The following is a 17571-nucleotide window of genomic DNA, read 5'->3' as shown; positions in this document are numbered from 1 at the left end:
CACACAAGTTCCATAATGCGGATTCAGGCCGGCGGTGTCGTTGCAAGCGAGAATGGGCTGCGGCACTGAAGCCCCCCGGTCTTTTAATCTCTGGGCCCGCCGGCTCAGCTATAAGTCAGGTTGCGACATGGAGTATTCGTTTTCACGCTTGATAATTGCGGCTGGCTTGGCTTGTTTAGCCATGGGCATGGCCGCCATTCAACAGATGCGCCTTGGTCGCCCCCTTCGTAAAGTAAAAAACTTCCTGCTGAAATTAGCGGTATTAATCTGGCTGGTGAGCGGGCTATTTGTCGGAACATTCTACAGTCACGGATTCGATGTGGCGTGGTACATTTTTGGTGCCGCCGTCAGTCTGGCCGGATGTGTCGTTGCGGGCATTGTGGTCCTTGCCTGGGCGGTTTTCACAAGGCGCAAGCAGGACAGTTAAGTGCTCTCAAGTGGGGGCGGACAGGATCTAAAAGGCCAAGTTTAATGTGGAATTTTTTTAAGCGTAAAAATACGCCAGAATTGCCTATCACGCCTCAGATTGTGGCGCAGGTTGACGTTGAGATAAGTCAAAATAGGTCTGCAGAAAAAAATAAAATATCCTTCTTGTGCGCTGAAAAAATTCTTGAGTGTTGTGAAAATTCCCAGGGACTTCTTGCACCTGACAGCGAGAGTGAACTCGACTCGCCGCGGGTACGCCAACAACTCTACAAAATTCTGCTGGAGCGGCCACTCGCGCCATACTCCACGCTAATTCGACAAGTCTTCGAGAAGGAAGTGCAGTATAGAATTGCGCTTTGGGATGGGACAATAAAGGATGATGGTGATTCTTACGAAGGAATTTATCGTTGTGCCTACTTGCTTTATCGCCTCGGCAACACAAGCGATATCCATACCCTTTGGGTAGCAAAGCATATAAATATGGATGTCGGAACATCAATGGGCGTGGAATTTTTTATTGGGGCGGGATTTCAAGCGACAGTTTCATATTTGGCAGAATCGAACTTGCAGGATGCGGATGAAATATCCTCTTACGTAGCTGGCTGGTTCGATCAGGACGATTCAGAAAAATGGCAAAAGCACTGGGAGCTAAGTATGGTGCAGAATATTTCAAGTACCGGCGATGCGTGAAGGCCCACAACGGCGAAAAATCTGCCAACGGCGGCAAGCAGCCGGAATTCGTCGCGCCAGCAAACGCGGGCCGCAATTCATCCGGGAAAATGACCGTCCATGACTGATATTTGACGGCCTGTCGCAATCCCGCATGGCGGCAGGGTGCACTGACGTATCGTCAACGTTTCCTTCCTGGCATCCGTCCATCACCGTTGAAAGAATCGTTCATGCGAGTTCATCCCCTGGCACTGGTCCTTCCCCTGTTGTTTGCAAGTGGCGCCCGGGCGGACGCATTGGACGACATCATCAAGGCCGAAATGACGATGCGGCAAATCCCCGGACTGTCGCTGGCCATCATCGAGAACGGCAAGATTGTCAGGGCGCAAGGGTACGGTGTCACGGAAAAAGGCGGCAAGACGCCGGTTAGCCCGCACACACTGTTCCAGGCCGGTTCCGTCAGCAAGCCGGTGGCCGCGCTGGGGGCGCTGCACCTGGTAGAGCAAGGCAAGCTTGGCCTTGACGAAGACGTCAACACCCGGCTGCTCACGTGGAAGGTGCCGGACAGCGCCCTGACGGCCGAACAGAAGGTGACCTTGCGCAGGCTGCTCAGCCACAACGCGGGGCTGACCGTGCACGGCTTCCCCGGCTACGCCAGCAATGCGCCGCTGCCCACCGTGGTCCAGGTGCTGAACGGCGAGCAACCGGCGAATACCGCGCCCATCCGCGTTGACATGGTTCCAGGCAGCAAGGTGCGTTACTCCGGTGGCGGCTATACCGTCATGCAACAAATGGTGGCCGACGTGAGCGGCCAGGCGTATCCCGACTACATGCGCGACGCGGTCCTCACGCCCTTGGGCATGCAGGAGAGCTCCTATGTGCAGCCGCCGCCGGCCGAGCGCGCGCGCCTGAATGCCAGCGGCCACCTTGCCGACCGCAGCCTGGTGGCGGGACGCTGGCATGTGTATCCGGAAATGGCGGCGGCCGGTTTATGGACCAACGCGTCGGACCTGGCGCGCTTCGCCATCGGCGTGCAGCAATCCCTGGCCGGCACCTCCAACCCGGTCATCTCGGCAGCCTTGACGCAACAGATGCTGACCCCGCAAATAGAGAACGCGGGCCTGGGTGTCTTCCTGCACGGCAGCGGCAGCGCGCAACGCTTCTCGCACGGCGGGCGTGACGAAGGCTTCGATACCTTGTTGACGGCATTTTCCCGCACGGGACAGGGTGCCGTGATCATGATTAACGCGAATGACAATTCCCGCATGATGGACCGCCTGACCGACGCCATCGGCCGCGCCTATCGCTGGCCGGATGCCGATTACGCCGTCTTGCGCAAGCACCCCGCCATCAAGATCGATGCCAGGGCGCTCGGCCGCTACACGGGCCGCTACGAGTTGGCGAACAACTCGATAGGCACCTTCGATGTGCAGGGTGGCCGGCTGCGCAGCATTTACGATGGCTTGCCGGACGAAACTTTCGTGCCTGTCGGCGCGCGCCGTTTCCATTCGACGTCGCGCAATTGCGAACTGGCGTTCGCCGTCGATGCACAGGGCGAGGTGACAGGCGTCGTCGTGACGACCAAGGACAAAACCAGCACGGCGCCGCGTATCGGCCCCCTGATGCACACTTTGAAAGCGCGCACCGACCCCAAGCCTGCGCGTACCCGGAGTGTGCAGGCTTTGCTGGCCGATATCGCGCGTGGCGGCAGCGCCCTGGCCAATTCGGATTTTGCCACGCCGGGCATCAAGAGCAACTTTGGCACGCAGGCGATTGGCGAACTCGCCAATGTGAAGTCGCTCACTTTTTTGCATGAGCAAGCTGTTGCAGGCCGCGCGATCGAACGGCATGGCAGCAAGGTGGACAGCATTCTTGCCTTCCACGTCAGCGGCATCCAGCCGGAGCGCACGGTGCTGGTTTACCTGACGGTGGACGGCTTGTTTGCCGACTTCGATCTGGTGGACGACTGAACGCTGCGGTCGAGCACGGCGTTTCCCTGGAAATAGACAACGAACCGACAATTTCCCATGAAAAATCCCGATACGGACAACAAGACGCTGCTGCCATTAAAAACAGTGACGTTTTCTTGCTTGCTGATGGCATCCGCCTTCGTGCATGCCCAGGCCGGCGATCATGCCCATGCGGAAAAGGCCGATGATTACTCCGCCAAAATTGACAAGCTGGTACAGGCGACCAGTCCACGACGTTTTAATGGCGTCATTCTCATCACGAAAAATGGAAAAACAAAATACTCGAAAGCGTATGGCTATGCGGATTTTGAAAACAGGATACCGTTAAGGCTGGACGATAATTTCAGGATCATGTCGAATAGCAAGCAAATGACGGCTGTGCTGATTTTAAGGGAAGTTGAAAAAGGCAAGATAGACTTGCACAGTCCCGTAAGACGATACTTGCCCGATCTGCCGCAAGCCTGGGCCGATCAAGTGACGGTGCATCAATTGCTCAATTTTTCGGCGGGAATCACTGAAATCGACCAGCCGCTGAGTTTCAAGCCGGGAACGGATTTTCTGTACGGCGTGACAACGTATACCATGCTGGGTCAAATTTTTGAAAAAGTCAGCGGGAAAACGTATATCGAGGCAGCAAATGACTTGTTCAAGGAACTGGGAATGAAAAACAGTTTTTGCTATGAGGAAGATAAGAATAATAAGGTCATCAATGGCTATGTGAACACGGAAAATGTATTCGCGCTGAAAGCGCATCCCGTGCAGGGAAAAGACTGGATCGGCTTCATCCCGGCCGGCGGTATTGTTTCAAATGCAAAAGATTTGACGATCTGGAATGAAAATCTGCATCGGGGCAGAATGTTAAAGCCGGAAACCTATCAACTGATGACGAGTTACGACATATCCAGCCAGCATGTCGCTTTCGGCGATGGGAAAAACGGTTATGGCTACGGCGTTTATGTGAGCGATACAACGCCCGTCAAATATATAGGCCACTCGGGAAAAGGCCTGGGCTTTGCATCGATTAAAGTGTATTTTCCTGAAAAAGACGTCGATGTGGTCGTGTTGGAAAATCAATATAGCGAGGATAGCGGCCTTCATTACTATTTTGAAATAAAAATAAGGGAAATAGTAATGAATAGCAATCTTTTAAGATAGAAGGCCCGATTTGCTTCAGGAATATATGGAAGAACACCGCATCTGCGCGATTTGCGGTTTATGTGGTTCCTCCAGCGCCACTGTTTGCGCCAGCTGTGGCCTCGCTTTCGCCAGCATGGCCCGCTTGTCGCGCCGGATGAAGTCATCGACAATATGGCATGCCAATCAAGATATCGCCTAAAAAAATTCTGCTGTGCCTGCTCATCCTCAGCCCGGCCTGGTATGTCGCCGCATGCTGCGTGTTTTCCAACAGCCGCAAGGCGGCGTTCGATCAAATCCAGACGGGCGATACGCGGCAAGCGGTGCTTGACCGCTTCGGCGCGCCGACGCATGTCGAGCGTGCGGGAGTCTCTTTCAAACAGTATTCCACCACGCCATGCGCGGCGCCTTGCGTCGAGCGGCTGTGGTTCGAGAACCGCTTGAACACGGAACTGGAGGTATGGTCCTTAGAACTGGACCGGCATAGTCGCGTGGTGGGGAAGAATTATCTGATGTCGTCGTAGGCCGCTTGGCTAGGCGACTTTGCTGAGCACATAGCGGTACTTGCCCGACGCCTCCGCCGCGATTTCGTCGACTTCCTCGATGGCGACGTCCACTTGCGCGCCCAGCCTGGCCTGGAAGCCGGTGATGATGGCGGCGCGGGTGGCGTCGTCCAGGCGGGGCTGGCAGACCAGCAGCACGCGCGTGCGCAGCAGGGTTTCCTGGATGATCTTGAAGCTGCGCACCTGCGGCAGTTCGCGCACGATGTAGACGAGGGCCAGGCCGTGCATGACGGTGCCGTCCGCGGCGGTGAGGAAATCCGTGCTGCGCCCCTCGATCTTCTGCAGCAGGGGCAGGCCGCGGCCGCAGGCGCACGGCTGCGTGCCCAGCGCGCCCATGTCGCCCGTGGCGTAGCGGATGAACGGGTAGTCTTGCGTGGCCAGGTGGGTGACGACGATTTCGCCCGTCACTCCCGGCGGCAGCGGCTGGCCCTGGCCATCAAGGATTTCCACGATCACGTCTTCGGCCGTGATGTGCATGCCGCCGTCCGGGCATTCGTGGGCGATGAAGCCCGCGTCGCGCCCGCCGTAGCCGTTGGCCACGGGGCAGCCGAAGGCGGCGGCGATCTGCGCGCGCTGCTCGTCGTACAGGCGTTCGGCCGTGACGAAAGCCACTTTCACGCCCAGGCCGTCGAGCGGCAGGTCGCGCGCGCTGGCGTGGCTGGCGATGCGGCACAGGGCTGACGGGTAGCCGAACAGCATGCGCGGACGCCAGCGGCGCAACTGCCGCACGTAGCCGTCGAGGCGGTCGGGCGACATGGCAAACGCGGGCAGCAGGGTGGTGCGCAGCAGCGCATCGCGCAGGCGGCGCACGCGGTCTTGCGCATGCAGCTCGATGGGCGAACCCCACAACACGGCTTCGCGGTCGCCGATGTCGACGCCCCACCAGCGCGTGGCGCGCCACTTGGCGGCGATGTCGTGGCTGACCCTGCGCCGTCCCAAGAAAAACTGCAGCGGCTCGCCGCTGGAGCCGCCCGTGGCGAACGGGCGCAAGCCCACGGCGCGGGCGGACTTGAAACTGTCGCGCGCAGCCGCGATGTCGCGCTTGCGCAGCAGCGGCAGGCGCGCCAGATCGGCCAGCTGCCGCACCTGTTCCGGGTCGAAACCGCTGCGGGCGAACAGGGCGCGGTAATGCGGCACGTGCGCGCCCGCGTGGCGCAGCAGCGCGCGCAGTCGCGCCAGCTGCCACGCCTCCAGCTGCTGCGCGCTCCACCACTGCGAGCGTTCCAGGCGGCGCAGCAGGCGCGCGCTATGGTGGCCCTTCAACCATTCGTGCAGGGGAAACAGCCAGCGGGCGACGCAGCGCGTGTAGGCGCCGGGGCGCGGCGCGGCGCGGATGCGGCGGTAATGGGCGGCCAGCCGGGGCGCGATGCCGGGCCAGCCGAAGGTGGCGGCGTGCGCCAGGCCCGCGTCTGCCATGGCCCGCGCGCGGGGCGGGTCGCGCAGCAGCGCCACGATGGCGTGCGCCATGGCGGCCGGCTCGCCGGGCGGCACCAGCAGCGCCGTCACGCCGTCCTGCAGCAGGGCGGGGATGCCGCCCACGTTGGTGCTGACGACGGGCACGCCGCAAGCCAGCGCTTCGAGCACGGAATTGGGCATGTTGTCGGCCAGGCTGGGATTGAGGACGATGTCGCTGGCCTGGTACAGGGCCGGCATGGCGGCGTTGTCGACGGGGCCGGCGAAGCGCACGGCATCGAGGACGCCGAGCGACCTGGCCAGGCGCGCCAGCGCCGCGCGCTGCGGCCCGCCGCCTGCCAGCACCAGGCGCGCCGTGGGATAGCTCCGTCGCACGAGGGCGAAGGCGCGCACGGCGCTGGCGTTGTCGTACAGGCTTTCCAGGTGGCGCGCCACGAGGATGCACGGGCCATCGGCCGATGCCGGCGCGGCACGTGCGGCGTGGGTAAAGCGCTGCAAGTCCACCACGTTCGGCACGATGTGGGCCGTATGGCCATGGCGCTCGAAGACGCCGGCCAGGTAGGCCGAAGGCACGACGACGGCGCTGGCGCGGCGCAGGCTGAAGGCCACCAGGCGCGGCGAGCGGGCGAAAAAAGCGGCCGCTTCGCCACCGCGGTAATTGAGCAGGGCCGGCTTGCCTTTCAGGCTGGCGATCCACAGCGCGGGCGCGGCCTGCAGATGCCAGGACCAGCCGGAATTGGCCATGATGTGGAACAGGTCGACCGTATTGGCGGCGCGCCACAGGCGCCACAGGTGCACGGGCAGGCGCAGCGCGGCGCGCAGGTAGCGGATGCGCGCCAGCCAGGGCGGCAGCACGGGGCCGTTGACGGCCAGCAGCTGCACTTGCGCGCCATCGTCGCGCAGCATGCGCGCCAGTTGCGCCGTCTGATTCGCCATGCCGCCGGCCGGCGGCGGCAGCGGGCCGACCAGCGCGATGCGCAGGCCCGTGAAGATCATGGCATCGCTCCCGCCGCCACGCGTGCCGCGGCCGCGCGCGCATACACGGGCGCATAGCGGCCCACGCTGGCGTCCCAGCTGCGCTCCGTCTCGACGAAGGCGCGCGCCTGGCGCCGCAGCGCCGGCCAGCTGGCGGGCGCCAGCAGCAGGGCCAGTATGGCGTGCGCCAGCGCGTCGGCGTCGCCGGCGCGAAACAGCATGCCCGTCTTGCCATGCTGGAGCAATTCGCGGTGGCCGCCCACGTCGGACGCCACCACGAGGCGGCCCTGGGCCATCGCCTCGAGCGGTTTCAAGGGCGTCACCAGCTCCGTCAGGCGCATCGGCAGGCGCGGATACACGCAGATGTCGATCAGCTGATAATACGTGGCCACCTGCGCATGCGGCACCCTGCCGGCGAAGACCACGGCGTGGGTGACGCCCAATTGGGCCGCCAGCGCGTGCAGCGCCGCTTCCTGCGGGCCGCCGCCGGCCAGCAGCAGCCGCAACGCCGGCTGCGCCGCCAGCAGGCGCGGCATGGCGCGCAGCAGCAGGTCCAGTCCCTCGTAGGCGTAAAACGAGCCGATGAAGCCGATCGTCAGGTGGCCATGCAGCCCCAGCTTGTGCGCCAGCCAGTGGTCTTCGGCGGCGGTGGCGCTGAAGGCGGCCGCATCGACGGCGTTCGGGATGACGGTGATTTTATGCGCGGGCACGCCGCGCGCGCACAGTTCGCGCCGCAATCCGTCGCAGATGGTGGTGACGGCGTCGGCGCGCCGCAGCGCGTAGGTTTCCAGCGCCCGCGTGAGGCGGTAGCGCAGGCCGCCGGGCCGGCTGCTGCCATGGTCGGCGGCCGCGTCTTCCCAGAAGGCGCGCACTTCATACACGACGGGGATGCCCAGCGCGCGGCCCGCGTTGAGGGCGGCGATGGCGTTCAGGGCGGGCGAATGCGCGTGCAGGATGTCGGGCTTGAGCCGCCGCGCCAGCCGGCGCAGGCGCACGGCCAGGCCGGTGATGACGGCCACCTGCCGCAGCACGGGCAGGCGCGCCCACCAGCGCGCATCGGGCGCCGTGCGGTAAAAATGCCAGCCGTCGACCAGCTGCTGCGCGCCATCCGTCGGCCCCTGCTTGGCACTGGTGAGCTGCATCGTGTGCCAGCCCAGCGCGCGCTGCTGCCGCAGGATGGCCAGGGTGCGGAAGGTGTAGCCGCTGTGCAGGGGCAGCGAGTGGTCGAGGATGTGCAGGATGCGCATGGATCTATTCCATTGCCATGGCCGGCGCGGGAGCCGGCGTCTTATTTGCGCCTGCCGGCAGCACCTGGCGCAAAAAGGACTCGAACATCAGCAGCGCCCACAGGGGCGCGCTGTAGTCGCGCCGCCCGCTCGCATGCTGTTCCAGCAGCAGGCGCACGTAATCCATGTCGAACAGGCCGCACTGTGCCAGGGTGGGGCCGAGCAGCCGCTGTTGCAGGCGCTGGCGCAGCGGGCCGCGCAGCCAGTCGGCCAGCGGCACGGAAAACCCCATCTTCTGGCGGTACAGCAGGGCGTCGGGCAGCAGCGGGCGCAGGGCTTTTTTCAGCAGGTACTTGCCTACGCCGCGCCGCAGCTTCAATTGCGGCGGCAGGCCGGACATCCACGCCACCAGTTCATGGTCGAGCAGGGGCGAGCGCACTTCCAGCGCATGCGCCATGCTGGCCCGGTCGACTTTGGTGAGGATGTCGCCGGGCAGGTAGGTCTTCAAGTCCAGGTACTGCACCTGCGACAGCGGGTCTTGCGCGGGACTGGCCAGCGCGTGGCGGCGCAGCACTTCCACGGCGCGGTAGCCGTGCAGGCTGCGCCGCAGCTCGGGACTGAACAGGCGCGCGCGCATGGCGTCGCCCAGCAGGCTGACGCCGTGAAAATACGCGTCCGTCGTGTCGCGCGCCAGGCCTTCGAACGTGGTCTTGGCGCGCAGGAAGCGGGGCGCCCAGTCGGCCTTTGGGTACCACCGCCCCAGGGTGCCGAACAGCGACTGGCGCAAGCCGGCCGGCAGCAGCGGGTCCATGGCCTTGCGCACCTTTTCCTCGCGCGTGTGCAGGCGGTAGCGCCGGTAGCCGGCCAGGCTTTCATCGCCGCCGTCGCCCGACAGGGCCACCGTGACGCGCTGGCGCGCCAGCTGGCAGACGCGGTAGGTGGGCATGGCGGAACTGTCGGCGAACGGTTCGTCGTACAGGTTGGCCAGCAGGTCGATCAGCTTGAAGTCGTCCTGCTCGACCTGGCGCGCGTGGTGCGCCGTGGCGTAGCGGCGCGCCACCAGGTCGGCGTAGCGCGCTTCGTTGTATGCCGGGTCGCCGAACGAGATGGAACAGGTGTTGACGGGCGTGCTGCTGGCCCCCGCCATCAGCGCCACGACGGCGCTGGAATCGACGCCGCCCGACAGGAAGGCGCCCAGCGGCACTTCGGCCACCATGCGGATGCGCACGGCTTCGCGCAGGCGCGCCAGCAGCTCGTCGGCCGCCTGTGCTTCGCTGGCGGGCGGGTTCGGCGTGAACGGGATATCCCAGTACGGCTGCGGCGCGGGCAGCGGCTGGCCGGCGCGAATCGACAGGGTATGCCCGGGCGGCAGCTTGCGTGCGTGCTGGAAGATGCTGCGCGGCTCGGGCACGTAGCCGTAGGCGAAATACTCTTCCACGGCCAGCGGGTCGAGCGCGCGCGGCATGGCCGGATGCGCGAGCAGGGCCTTGAGTTCGGAGCCGAACAGCAGGGTGCCGTCGTCCGCCTCGCCGTAGTACAGGGGTTTGACGCCCAGGCGGTCGCGCGCCAGGAACAGCAGGTGGCGCCGGCGGTCCCACAAGGCGAAGGCGAACATGCCGCGCAGGCGCTGCACGCATTGTTCTCCCCATTGTTCCCACGCGTGGACGATGACTTCCGTGTCGCTGCTGGTGCGGAACGGGTGGCCGAACTGGCGCAGTTCCGCCATCAGGCTGCGATAGTTATAGATTTCGCCATTGAAGACGATGGCGATGCTGCGGTCGGCGTTGAACAGCGGCTGCTGGCCGCTGGCCAGGTCGATCACGGACAGGCGCCGGTGCGCCAGGCCCAGTCCCGGCTCGCGGTGCAATCCCCCTTCGTCCGGCCCACGATGGCGCAGGCTGTGGTTCATGCGCGCCAGCAGCAGCACGTCGATGTCGCGCTGGCCCTGCAAATCAAAGATGCCGCTGATGCCGCACATGGGAGGCCTTTCAGGGAGTGGTGGACAGGGGGGAGGGCTGGCGCGCGCCCGTCAGGCGGTCGTACACGGCCAGGTAGGCGCCGGCCATGGCGGGCAGGCTGTGCTCGGCCAGCACCTGGCGCCGCCCGCGCGCGCCGTGGCGCGGACCCAGTTCGGGCATGCTGTAATAGTCGAGCATGGCGTCGGCCAGCATCTCGGGCGATCCGGGCGGCACCAGGGTGCCGCTCCAGCCCGACTGCACCAGTTCCGCATTGCCGCCCACCTGCGTGGCGACGATGGGCAGCCCCGTCGCCATCGCTTCGAGGATGGTGTTCGAGCTGCCTTCGGCCAGCGACGGCAGCACGAACAGGTCCATGGCGCGCAGCAGCTGCGCCACGTCGTCGCGCGCGCCGGGCAGCCAGGCCAGGTGCGCCACGCCGGACTGGCGCAGCAAGTCCAGGCACGCCTGGCGGCACGGTCCGTCGCCGACGATGATCAGGCGCAGGCGCGCGCGGGCACCCGGCTGCGCCAGCAACAGCAAAAAGGCGTGCACCAGCGAGGCGTGGTCCTTGACGGCCGCCATGCGGCCCACGCTGCCGATGACGAAGGCGCCGTTGCAAAGAAAACCGGGCGGGCCCACGGCGGCCGGCGGGCCCAGGCGCGGATGGAATTGCACGCTGTCGACGCCATTGCCGATGTGCGACACCTGCGCGGGCGCCGCGCCGATGGCGTCCACCAGCCATTGTCCCAGGTCGGCGCTGACGGCGATGAAGTGCTGCACCAGCGGCAGCATGCATTTGCGCAGCAGCCGGTATTTGCGGCGGGTGCCGTGCAAGTCGCTCATGTCGCGCCCGTGTTCGCCATGCACGCGCAGGCGCACGCCGGCCAGGCAGGCCAGCAGTTGCGCTTCGAGGCAACCCAGGTTGCGCGTGTGCACCAGCGTCGGGCGCAGCTGTTTCAGCACGCGGTACAGGTGCAGGTAGTGGCGCCAGTCCTTGCCCTCGCGCTTGTCCAGGCTGATGATGTCGACACCGGGCGTGGTCAGGCGCTGGCGAAACGCGGTGGCGTTCTTCAGGCAGACGATGGCGTGCCGGTAGCGTTCCGGCGGCAAATGGTTGATCAGGTTCACCAGGCCGTTTTCCAGCCCGCCCACGTCGAGCTGGTGGATCACGTGCACGATCAGCGGGGCCGTGCTGGCCGCCGGCGCGCGGCCCGTCTCGGTGTCAAGGGCCATGCGGCAACTCCTGCAAGCGTTGTTCGATGACGGGCAGCGCCGCCCGCAGGAAGGCTTGCAGGTGCGCGCGCGGCGGCGGCGCCAGCTCGTCGTAGGCGGCAAAGACGATGAGGTCGGCGCCATCCTGGCGCCTGCCCAGCAACTTGGCTTGCGCCAGCAGCAGCTTCACCAGCACGGGCCGGGCCGTGACGACGCCGCCCTGGCGGTAGACGCGCCACACCAGCAGGCGCTCGCCGCCGTGGGCCAGCACGCTTTCGCGCACGTCCAGGGCGCCGCCGGGCAAGCCGACCTGCCGCACGCGCTGCGCCAGGGCTGTCCAGCGCGCGCCGTAGGGCGACGATAGATGCGTCAGCAATTCGGCATCGCGCACCTGGCGCGCATACCAGCGCAGTTGCAGTCCCACCGGCGCGCCGTCGCCGTCCTGGCGCGCATACGTGGCGGCAAACAGCGCGGGCTTGCCCGCATACGGCGCTTGCCAGTCGATACTCCCCGGTGCCGCATCGTGGAGCCGTCGCCAGGCGGGCGGATCGGGCAAGGCCAGCGCGATGGCAGGCAGCGCGGCGCCGTCGTCGCGGTGGCTGGCCAGCGCCAAGGCGGGCCACAGGGCCGCCAGCAGCAGGCAGGCGGCGCTGGCGCGCACGACGGCGCGCAGGCTGGTGCCGGGGCGCGCGGGCGGGGTTGGCAAGGTGGGTGACAAAGTGGGCGGCAAAGTCGGCGCCGGCGGCAGTTCGCGCCAGCGCGCGGCCAGCCAGAACAGCAGCAGCGCCACCAGGCCGAAGAACAGCCAGCCGTAGATCAGGTGGTCGACGCCCACGGCCAGGCGCATGTTGCTCAGGTGGCCCAGCATCACGATCATATAGGCGCGCACGCCATTGGCGAGGATGGGCACGAGCAGCGCGGCGGCCATGACGGCCAGGCGCCGCCGCGTGCTGTGGAAGTTGACGTGGGCGAACAGGGCGCCCAGGGCCAGCGCGGCGATCAGGTAGCGCAAGCCGCTGCACGCTTCCACCACCGACCAGTTGCCCGTGGGCAGAGAAAAATTGCTGCCATCGCGAAACACGGGCACGCCCGTCCATTGCAGCGCGGTGACGGTGAAGGCGGCCGTGAAGTCGATCAGCGGTTCGAGGAAGACTTCGCCAAACGGCACGGCGAGGAACAGGTACGCGAGGGGAAAGGCCAGCAGGCGCACGGCCGGCCAGCCGAGGATGGCCAGCACGCAGGCGGGCAGCATGGCCGTGGCCGCATATTGTTCCACCACGGGCACGTTGGCGGCGTCGGCCAGCAGCCAGGCCAGGCCCAGCGCGCCCAGCAGCAGCAAGCCCGGCCGCGACGGCTGGGGCGCCAGCGCGGCCAGGCGCGCGCGCCGGCGCCAGGCCAGCCAGCAACTGATGGGCACGATCAAGAAGCCGTGCGCGAAGGTCTGCGAGCGCGACCACAATTCCAGCATCGACCAGAAGGTGGCGTGGTACAGCAGCACGACGGCGGCCAGGGCCAGCAGCAGGAGCGGCAGGGCATGCCGCTGGCCATGCCCGTCCGGCCGGACGGCCGCATCCGGCAAGCAGGCCACCGGGTCGAGTTGCACGCTCATGTGGAGGGTTCCCGCACGGGCTGCACGGGCGCGGCGGCGCCGCCGGCAGGCGTATTCGACCCGGCCTCAGCCTCGGCCTCGGCCTCGGCCGATATGCCCAGCATGGCGCCCAGGCCGCGCAGGTTGCGCTCCCAGTCGTAATCCTGCAAGACCAGCTGGCGCGCCGCCGCGCCCATGGCCACGCCGCCCGCTTCGGCCGCGCCGTCCTGCGCATGGCGCAGCACGCGCGCGGCATGGTGGATGAATTCGGCCTCGTCGCGCGCCAGCAGCAGTTCCAGGCCCGGCTGGGCGGCGATGCCTTCCAGCGCCTGCGGCGTGGCCAGCACGATCTTGCCCATCGCCATCGCTTCCAGCACCTTGTTTTGCACGCCGCGGGCGATGCGCAGGGGCGCCACGGCCAGGGCCGCGCCCGCCAGGTAGGGGCGGATGTCGGGCACCTTGCCCGTCACCACCACGCCAGGAATCCTGGCCAGCGCCGTGACGGCGGGCACGGGCGCGCTGCCGACGATATAGAACTGCAACCGGGGAAACTCGCGCCGCAGGGCGGGCCAGACGTGGCGCACGAACCATTGCACGGCGTCGATATTCGGCCAGTAATCCATGGCGCCCGTAAATACCAGCGCCTGCACGCCGGCCGGATACACGCCGGCCCGGCCCGGCTGGGGCGTGAAATACGCCGTGTCGACGCCATTGTTGAAGTATCCCGTCTTGCGCCGCGCCATCGGCGCGCACTGGCGGAACAGGGCCGCCTCGGCCGGCGAGACGAAGCTGGCGGCCGTGAACTGCTGGGCGATGTGGCGTTCGTACTGCAGCAGCAGTTGCGCTTCGCGCCGGTACAGCAGCGACATGGGCCAGGGTTTGCTGTCGCCGTACTGGCGCCACTTGTCGGAATCGACGTCGACGAAATCGATCACGCGGTGCAGGGCGCGGCCCGCGCTGCCGTCGATGTATTGCGCCATGGGCCCGGAAAAGGCCAGCGCATGGCGCACCTTGCCGCCGGACAGCAAGCCGTCGACCCATTGCAGCAGCCGCGCATCGCGGTAATAGTGCACGCTCATGGCTTGCCGCGACAGCAGCGCCTGCATGGCGCGCCAGCGGGCCGTGCCGCGCTGCAAGCCGATGAAGCGCGTGCTGGCGCACAGGGCGGCCACGCTTTTGGCGTGCCGCCAGTCGTCGTCATCGTCGATGAAGCAGCCCAGGTGCACGCGGAAATGCCGGCTCAGGTATTGCAGCATGTGCCACGAGCGTATCTTGTCGCCCTTGTTGGGCGGATACGGCAGGCGGTGGGCGAGGAAGAGCAGTTCGCGCATGGTGTATTTCCTTGCTTAGCCCAGTTGCCGCACGATGTGCGGCCCCAGCAGGTTGGCCAGCGGCAGCGGCAGGCGGCGCCAGGCGCGGATGAACAGCGCGTACTTCGGATTCAGTGGATTGACTTCCGGCAACGCCTTGGCGCGCACGAGCCGGCACGCATACGGCAGCGGCTGCGGCGCAAAACCCCAGTTCTTCTTGAAATCGTATGCCCCGGTGCCGAGCTTGCTGCGGCCGAAATCGAACAGGCGGCAGCCGCGCGCGCTGGCGCGGCGCATCGCTTCCCAGTACATGAAATCGTTGGCGCCCGTGCGGCGCGCCAGCACGCTGCCGCCGCCATAGTACGGCAGCACTTCATCGCGGAAATAGAACAGCAGCACGCTAGCTTGCGCCTGCTGGCCGTGGTACACGGTGAGGATCTCGCAATCGCCGCCAAACACCGTGCGCAGCAGGGCAAAGTGGCGGCGCGCGAAGACGGGCGTGCCCAGCCGGTGCACGCTGGATGCGTAGAGCGGGTAGAAACGTTCGAGGTCATAGTCGATGGCGCTGTGCAGGCCGCCCGCCATGGCCTTGCGCACGACTGCGCGCTGCTTGCGGGGGATCGCCAGCAGATTCTGTTCCGCCTCGGGGTGCAAGGCGCGGCGGAAGGTGGCGTACAGGGGTTTGTGCAGCCAGGCCGCGTCCGGCTGTTGTTCCACCTCGCGCCAGCGGTATTCCAGGTGGCCCACGCCGAGGCGCCGGGCCAGCGCCAGCGCCGCGCTGTCGAGGGCCTGGCGCACGGCCGCGCCGCCGCCGGCGATGCCGCCGTACACGCAAAAGGGCAGCGACACGAGGGACGAACCGAACAGGCGGCTGCGCAAATGGGCCAGCGGCAGCACGCCGGCGATGCGCCCATGCTGTTCCGCGTACAGGAAATGGCTGTCGTGCCGGAAACCCTGCTGCATGACGGTGTGCCAGCCGGCGCGGTGAAAGAATGTCGCTTCCGGGCACGTGTCGACGAAGGCGTCCCAGCGCGCATGTTCGTGCCCCTGCAGCGAGCGCACGGCGATGGCGGCGCTGCCATGCAGCGGGTCGGGAGGAAGGCTGGCCTCGTGCATCATGTGCTTTCCAGAAAAATACGGTCCATGCGGTCCCAGGAGAAATCGCGCGTCAGGCGCGCCAGCCGCGCTTCCATGCGACCCAGGTTCAGGTAGTGGCGAAAGCGCGTCCTGGCGTCGAGGCCCGTCGGGCGCGGCTGGCCGGGATCGAGTTCCCAAGGATGAAAATAGAATATGCCAGCTTGCCCGTCGCGCGAATTGATGCGTCGCAAAAGCCAGCGCGACAGTGCATACGGCATCAGCCTGAAATAACCGCCGCCGCCGGCCGGCACGTTGCGCCCGCGCAGGCGCACGGTGCTGACGGGCAACTCCAGCACGCCCAGCGGTCCCCGCGGGCGCCAGGCGAAGCGGGGTGCGTCCGGCATGCCGTAGTGGTCGTGGCGGATCGGGTAGATGCTGGAACTGTAGCGGTAGCCCGCTTCCTGCAGCACGTCGAAGGCCCACAGGTTGGCCGCGCCGATGGAAAAGCTGGGCGCCCGGTAGCCGTGCACGGCCAGCCCCGTTATCTGCTCCAGGATGGTCTTGCTGTGGCGCACGTCGTCGGCGAATTGCGCGGTCGACTGGTCGCAGGCGCGCTGGTGCGCATAGCCATGGCTGGCCACTTCGTGCCCGGCGTCCGCCACGCGGCGCAGCATGGCCGGATAGCGCTCGGCGATCCAGCCCAGGGTAAAAAAGGTGGCGTGGATGCGCCGGCCTTCCAGCAGCAGCAGGATGCGCTCGATATTTGCCTCGACTCGGCATTCCAGGCGGGGCCAGTCGGCGCGCGCGATGTGCGGCGCGAAGGCGGACACCTGGAAATAGTCTTCCACGTCGATGGTCAGCGCATTGCGCAGCATGGCCGGCGGCGTCATGGCGGCCCCCGGCGCGCCGCCAGCCAGGGCGCGACGACGGCGGCGATGCGCTCGGCCGCGCGGCCATCCCACAGGGGCGGAAGGCGACCGCGCTTGCCGCCCGTGTCCAGGATGCCCCGCGCCAGCGACAACATGGCGGCCGGCTGGGTGCCGGCCAGGGTATTCGTGCCGTCGCTGACGGTGACGGGGCGCTCCGTCGTGTCGCGCAGGGTCAGGCAGGGCACGCCCAGGGCCGTGCTTTCTTCCTGCACGCCGCCCGAATCCGTCAGCACCAGGCGCGCCCCTTGCATCAGGCCCAGCATTTCCAGGTAGCCCAGCGGCGGCAGGCTGACGATGGCATGCCGCGCCAGCTGCGCTTCCAGGCCCGCCAGGCGCAGGCCGGCCAGGGTGCGCGGGTGGATGGGAAACAGCAGCGGCAGCTGGCGGGACAGCTGTCCCAGCGCCTGCAGCAGCGCTTCGAGTTGCGCCGGGTCATCCACGTTCGACGGTCGGTGCAAGGTCAACAGGCCATACGCGGGCGGGCAGGCGTGGCCGTGGGCGCGCAGGGTGGCGGCGGGCGGCATGGCGCGCGGCAGCTGCTGCCGCAGGCTGTCGATCATGACGTTGCCCGTGAAGTGGATGCGTTCGGCGGCGATGCCTTCGCGCAGCAGGTTGGCGCGCGCGCCTTCCTCGCTGGTCAGCAGCAGGCTTGATAATTGATCCGTCAGCACGCGGTTGATTTCCTCGGGCATGCGGCGGTCGCCGCTGCGCAAGCCCGCCTCGACGTGGATCACGGGCGTGCCGCGCTTGGCCGCCACCAGCGCGCACGCCAGCGTGGAATTGACGTCGCCCACCACCAGCACGGCATCGGGCGCCAGCGGCGGATGGGCGTCGAGCACGGCGTCGAAGCGGCGCATGATCTCGGCCGTCTGCTGCGCGTGGTTGCCGGAGCCGACGTCGAGGGCGATGTCGGGCGGGCGCATGTCCAGGTCGATGAACAGCTGTTCGTTCATGGCCGTGTCGTAATGCTGGCCCGTATGCAGCAAGGTCACGCGCACGGCGGGGGCATGGCGCGCCAGGGCGGCCAGGATGGGCGCCATCTTCATCAGGTTGGGGCGCGCGGCCACCACGCACAGCAGGTGCGCCGGCGCGGCGGATGACAGCGAAGGGTCGGACATTGC

The 17571-nt window shown here is 66.5% G+C and carries 14 protein-coding genes; 5 read left to right on the top strand and 9 right to left on the bottom strand.

Annotation, left to right across the window (positions count from 1 at the left end):
• Positions 1-127: 127 nt before the first annotated feature.
• From O0879_RS04880 to O0879_RS04860, 5 genes are all read left to right on the top strand, one after another.
• Entirely contained in the window at positions 128-427 is a 300-nt protein-coding gene (locus O0879_RS04880; protein ID WP_289909836.1) for a hypothetical protein, read from the top strand.
• A 44-nt stretch (positions 428-471) separates the two neighbouring features.
• Positions 472-1116 carry a hypothetical protein gene (locus O0879_RS04875; RefSeq protein WP_289915026.1) on the top strand — a complete coding sequence of 215 codons (645 nt, stop codon included), beginning with the start codon at positions 472-474 and terminating at the stop codon, positions 1114-1116.
• Positions 1117-1325: 209 nt separating this feature from the next.
• Positions 1326-3065, top strand: coding sequence for a serine hydrolase (locus O0879_RS04870; protein WP_289915025.1), 1740 nt, complete (start codon positions 1326-1328; stop codon positions 3063-3065).
• 57 nt (positions 3066-3122) lie between these two features.
• Positions 3123-4220 (top strand): serine hydrolase domain-containing protein, encoded by a 1098-nt coding sequence (locus O0879_RS04865; RefSeq protein ID WP_289915023.1) that lies wholly within the window; start codon positions 3123-3125, stop codon positions 4218-4220.
• A gap of 158 nt (positions 4221-4378) precedes the next feature.
• Positions 4379-4723 carry a hypothetical protein gene (locus O0879_RS04860; RefSeq protein WP_289915021.1) on the top strand — a complete coding sequence of 115 codons (345 nt, stop codon included), beginning with the start codon at positions 4379-4381 and terminating at the stop codon, positions 4721-4723.
• 9 nt (positions 4724-4732) lie between these two features.
• Here the strand turns inward: O0879_RS04860 and O0879_RS04855 are convergent, their stop codons facing one another.
• The 9 genes from O0879_RS04855 to wecB are packed head-to-tail and all read right to left on the bottom strand — an operon-like array spanning position 4733 to position 17568.
• Complete coding sequence (locus O0879_RS04855) at positions 4733-7171, bottom strand: glycosyltransferase (RefSeq protein WP_289915019.1); 2439 nt, start codon at positions 7169-7171, stop codon at positions 4733-4735.
• Positions 7168-8397 (bottom strand): TIGR04063 family PEP-CTERM/XrtA system glycosyltransferase, encoded by a 1230-nt coding sequence (locus O0879_RS04850; protein WP_289915018.1) that lies wholly within the window; start codon positions 8395-8397, stop codon positions 7168-7170. Before O0879_RS04850 ends, O0879_RS04855 begins: the two co-directional genes overlap by 4 nt.
• A 4-nt stretch (positions 8398-8401) precedes the next feature.
• A complete protein-coding gene (locus tag O0879_RS04845; protein ID WP_289915017.1) occupies positions 8402-10354 on the bottom strand; it encodes an XrtA/PEP-CTERM system amidotransferase in 1953 nt (650 codons plus the stop codon).
• Between the two features lie 10 nt (positions 10355-10364).
• Complete coding sequence (locus tag O0879_RS04840) at positions 10365-11567, bottom strand: TIGR03088 family PEP-CTERM/XrtA system glycosyltransferase (RefSeq protein ID WP_289905055.1); 1203 nt, start codon at positions 11565-11567, stop codon at positions 10365-10367.
• Positions 11557-13155 (bottom strand): exosortase A, encoded by a 1599-nt coding sequence (gene xrtA / locus O0879_RS04835; protein WP_289915016.1) that lies wholly within the window; start codon positions 13153-13155, stop codon positions 11557-11559. The genes O0879_RS04840 and xrtA overlap by 11 nt, the downstream gene beginning before the upstream one ends.
• Positions 13152-14465 carry a TIGR03087 family PEP-CTERM/XrtA system glycosyltransferase gene (locus O0879_RS04830; RefSeq protein ID WP_289915015.1) on the bottom strand — a complete coding sequence of 438 codons (1314 nt, stop codon included), beginning with the start codon at positions 14463-14465 and terminating at the stop codon, positions 13152-13154. Before O0879_RS04830 ends, xrtA begins: the two co-directional genes overlap by 4 nt.
• Positions 14466-14480: 15 nt before the next feature.
• Positions 14481-15560, bottom strand: a complete 1080-nt coding sequence (locus tag O0879_RS04825) for a FemAB family XrtA/PEP-CTERM system-associated protein (protein ID WP_289916151.1) — start codon at positions 15558-15560, stop codon at positions 14481-14483.
• Entirely contained in the window at positions 15560-16411 is an 852-nt protein-coding gene (locus tag O0879_RS04820; RefSeq protein WP_289915012.1) for an XrtA system polysaccharide deacetylase, read from the bottom strand. Before O0879_RS04820 ends, O0879_RS04825 begins: the two co-directional genes overlap by 1 nt.
• Complete coding sequence (gene wecB, locus O0879_RS04815; RefSeq protein ID WP_289915010.1) at positions 16408-17568, bottom strand: UDP-N-acetylglucosamine 2-epimerase (non-hydrolyzing); 1161 nt, start codon at positions 17566-17568, stop codon at positions 16408-16410. Before wecB ends, O0879_RS04820 begins: the two co-directional genes overlap by 4 nt.
• Positions 17569-17571 lie beyond the last annotated feature (3 nt).

The organism is Janthinobacterium sp. SUN120, assembly GCF_030397735.1.
In the GTDB taxonomy this organism is placed as follows: Bacteria; Pseudomonadota; Gammaproteobacteria; order Burkholderiales; family Burkholderiaceae_D; genus Janthinobacterium; species Janthinobacterium kumbetense.
Note: the sequence above shows the minus strand (reverse complement) of the source record. Positions and strands in the feature narration are given on the sequence as shown.

Bases quoted from the DNA above. Each gene is read 5' to 3' on its own strand.
- O0879_RS04880 (WP_289909836.1), top strand. From the start codon at position 128: ATGGAGTATTCGTTTTCACGCTTGATAATTGCGGCTGGCTTGGCTTGT.
- O0879_RS04875 (WP_289915026.1), top strand. From the start codon at position 472: ATGTGGAATTTTTTTAAGCGTAAAAATACGCCAGAATTGCCTATCACG.
- O0879_RS04870 (WP_289915025.1), top strand. From the start codon at position 1,326: ATGCGAGTTCATCCCCTGGCACTGGTCCTTCCCCTGTTGTTTGCAAGT.
- O0879_RS04865 (WP_289915023.1), top strand. From the start codon at position 3,123: ATGAAAAATCCCGATACGGACAACAAGACGCTGCTGCCATTAAAAACA.
- O0879_RS04860 (WP_289915021.1), top strand. From the start codon at position 4,379: ATGCCAATCAAGATATCGCCTAAAAAAATTCTGCTGTGCCTGCTCATC.
- O0879_RS04855 (WP_289915019.1), bottom strand. From the start codon at position 7,171: ATGATCTTCACGGGCCTGCGCATCGCGCTGGTCGGCCCGCTGCCGCCG.
- O0879_RS04850 (WP_289915018.1), bottom strand. From the start codon at position 8,397: ATGCGCATCCTGCACATCCTCGACCACTCGCTGCCCCTGCACAGCGGC.
- O0879_RS04845 (WP_289915017.1), bottom strand. From the start codon at position 10,354: ATGTGCGGCATCAGCGGCATCTTTGATTTGCAGGGCCAGCGCGACATC.
- O0879_RS04840 (WP_289905055.1), bottom strand. From the start codon at position 11,567: ATGGCCCTTGACACCGAGACGGGCCGCGCGCCGGCGGCCAGCACGGCC.
- xrtA (WP_289915016.1), bottom strand. From the start codon at position 13,155: ATGAGCGTGCAACTCGACCCGGTGGCCTGCTTGCCGGATGCGGCCGTC.
- O0879_RS04830 (WP_289915015.1), bottom strand. From the start codon at position 14,465: ATGCGCGAACTGCTCTTCCTCGCCCACCGCCTGCCGTATCCGCCCAAC.
- O0879_RS04825 (WP_289916151.1), bottom strand. From the start codon at position 15,560: ATGCACGAGGCCAGCCTTCCTCCCGACCCGCTGCATGGCAGCGCCGCC.
- O0879_RS04820 (WP_289915012.1), bottom strand. From the start codon at position 16,411: ATGACGCCGCCGGCCATGCTGCGCAATGCGCTGACCATCGACGTGGAA.
- wecB (WP_289915010.1), bottom strand. From the start codon at position 17,568: ATGTCCGACCCTTCGCTGTCATCCGCCGCGCCGGCGCACCTGCTGTGC.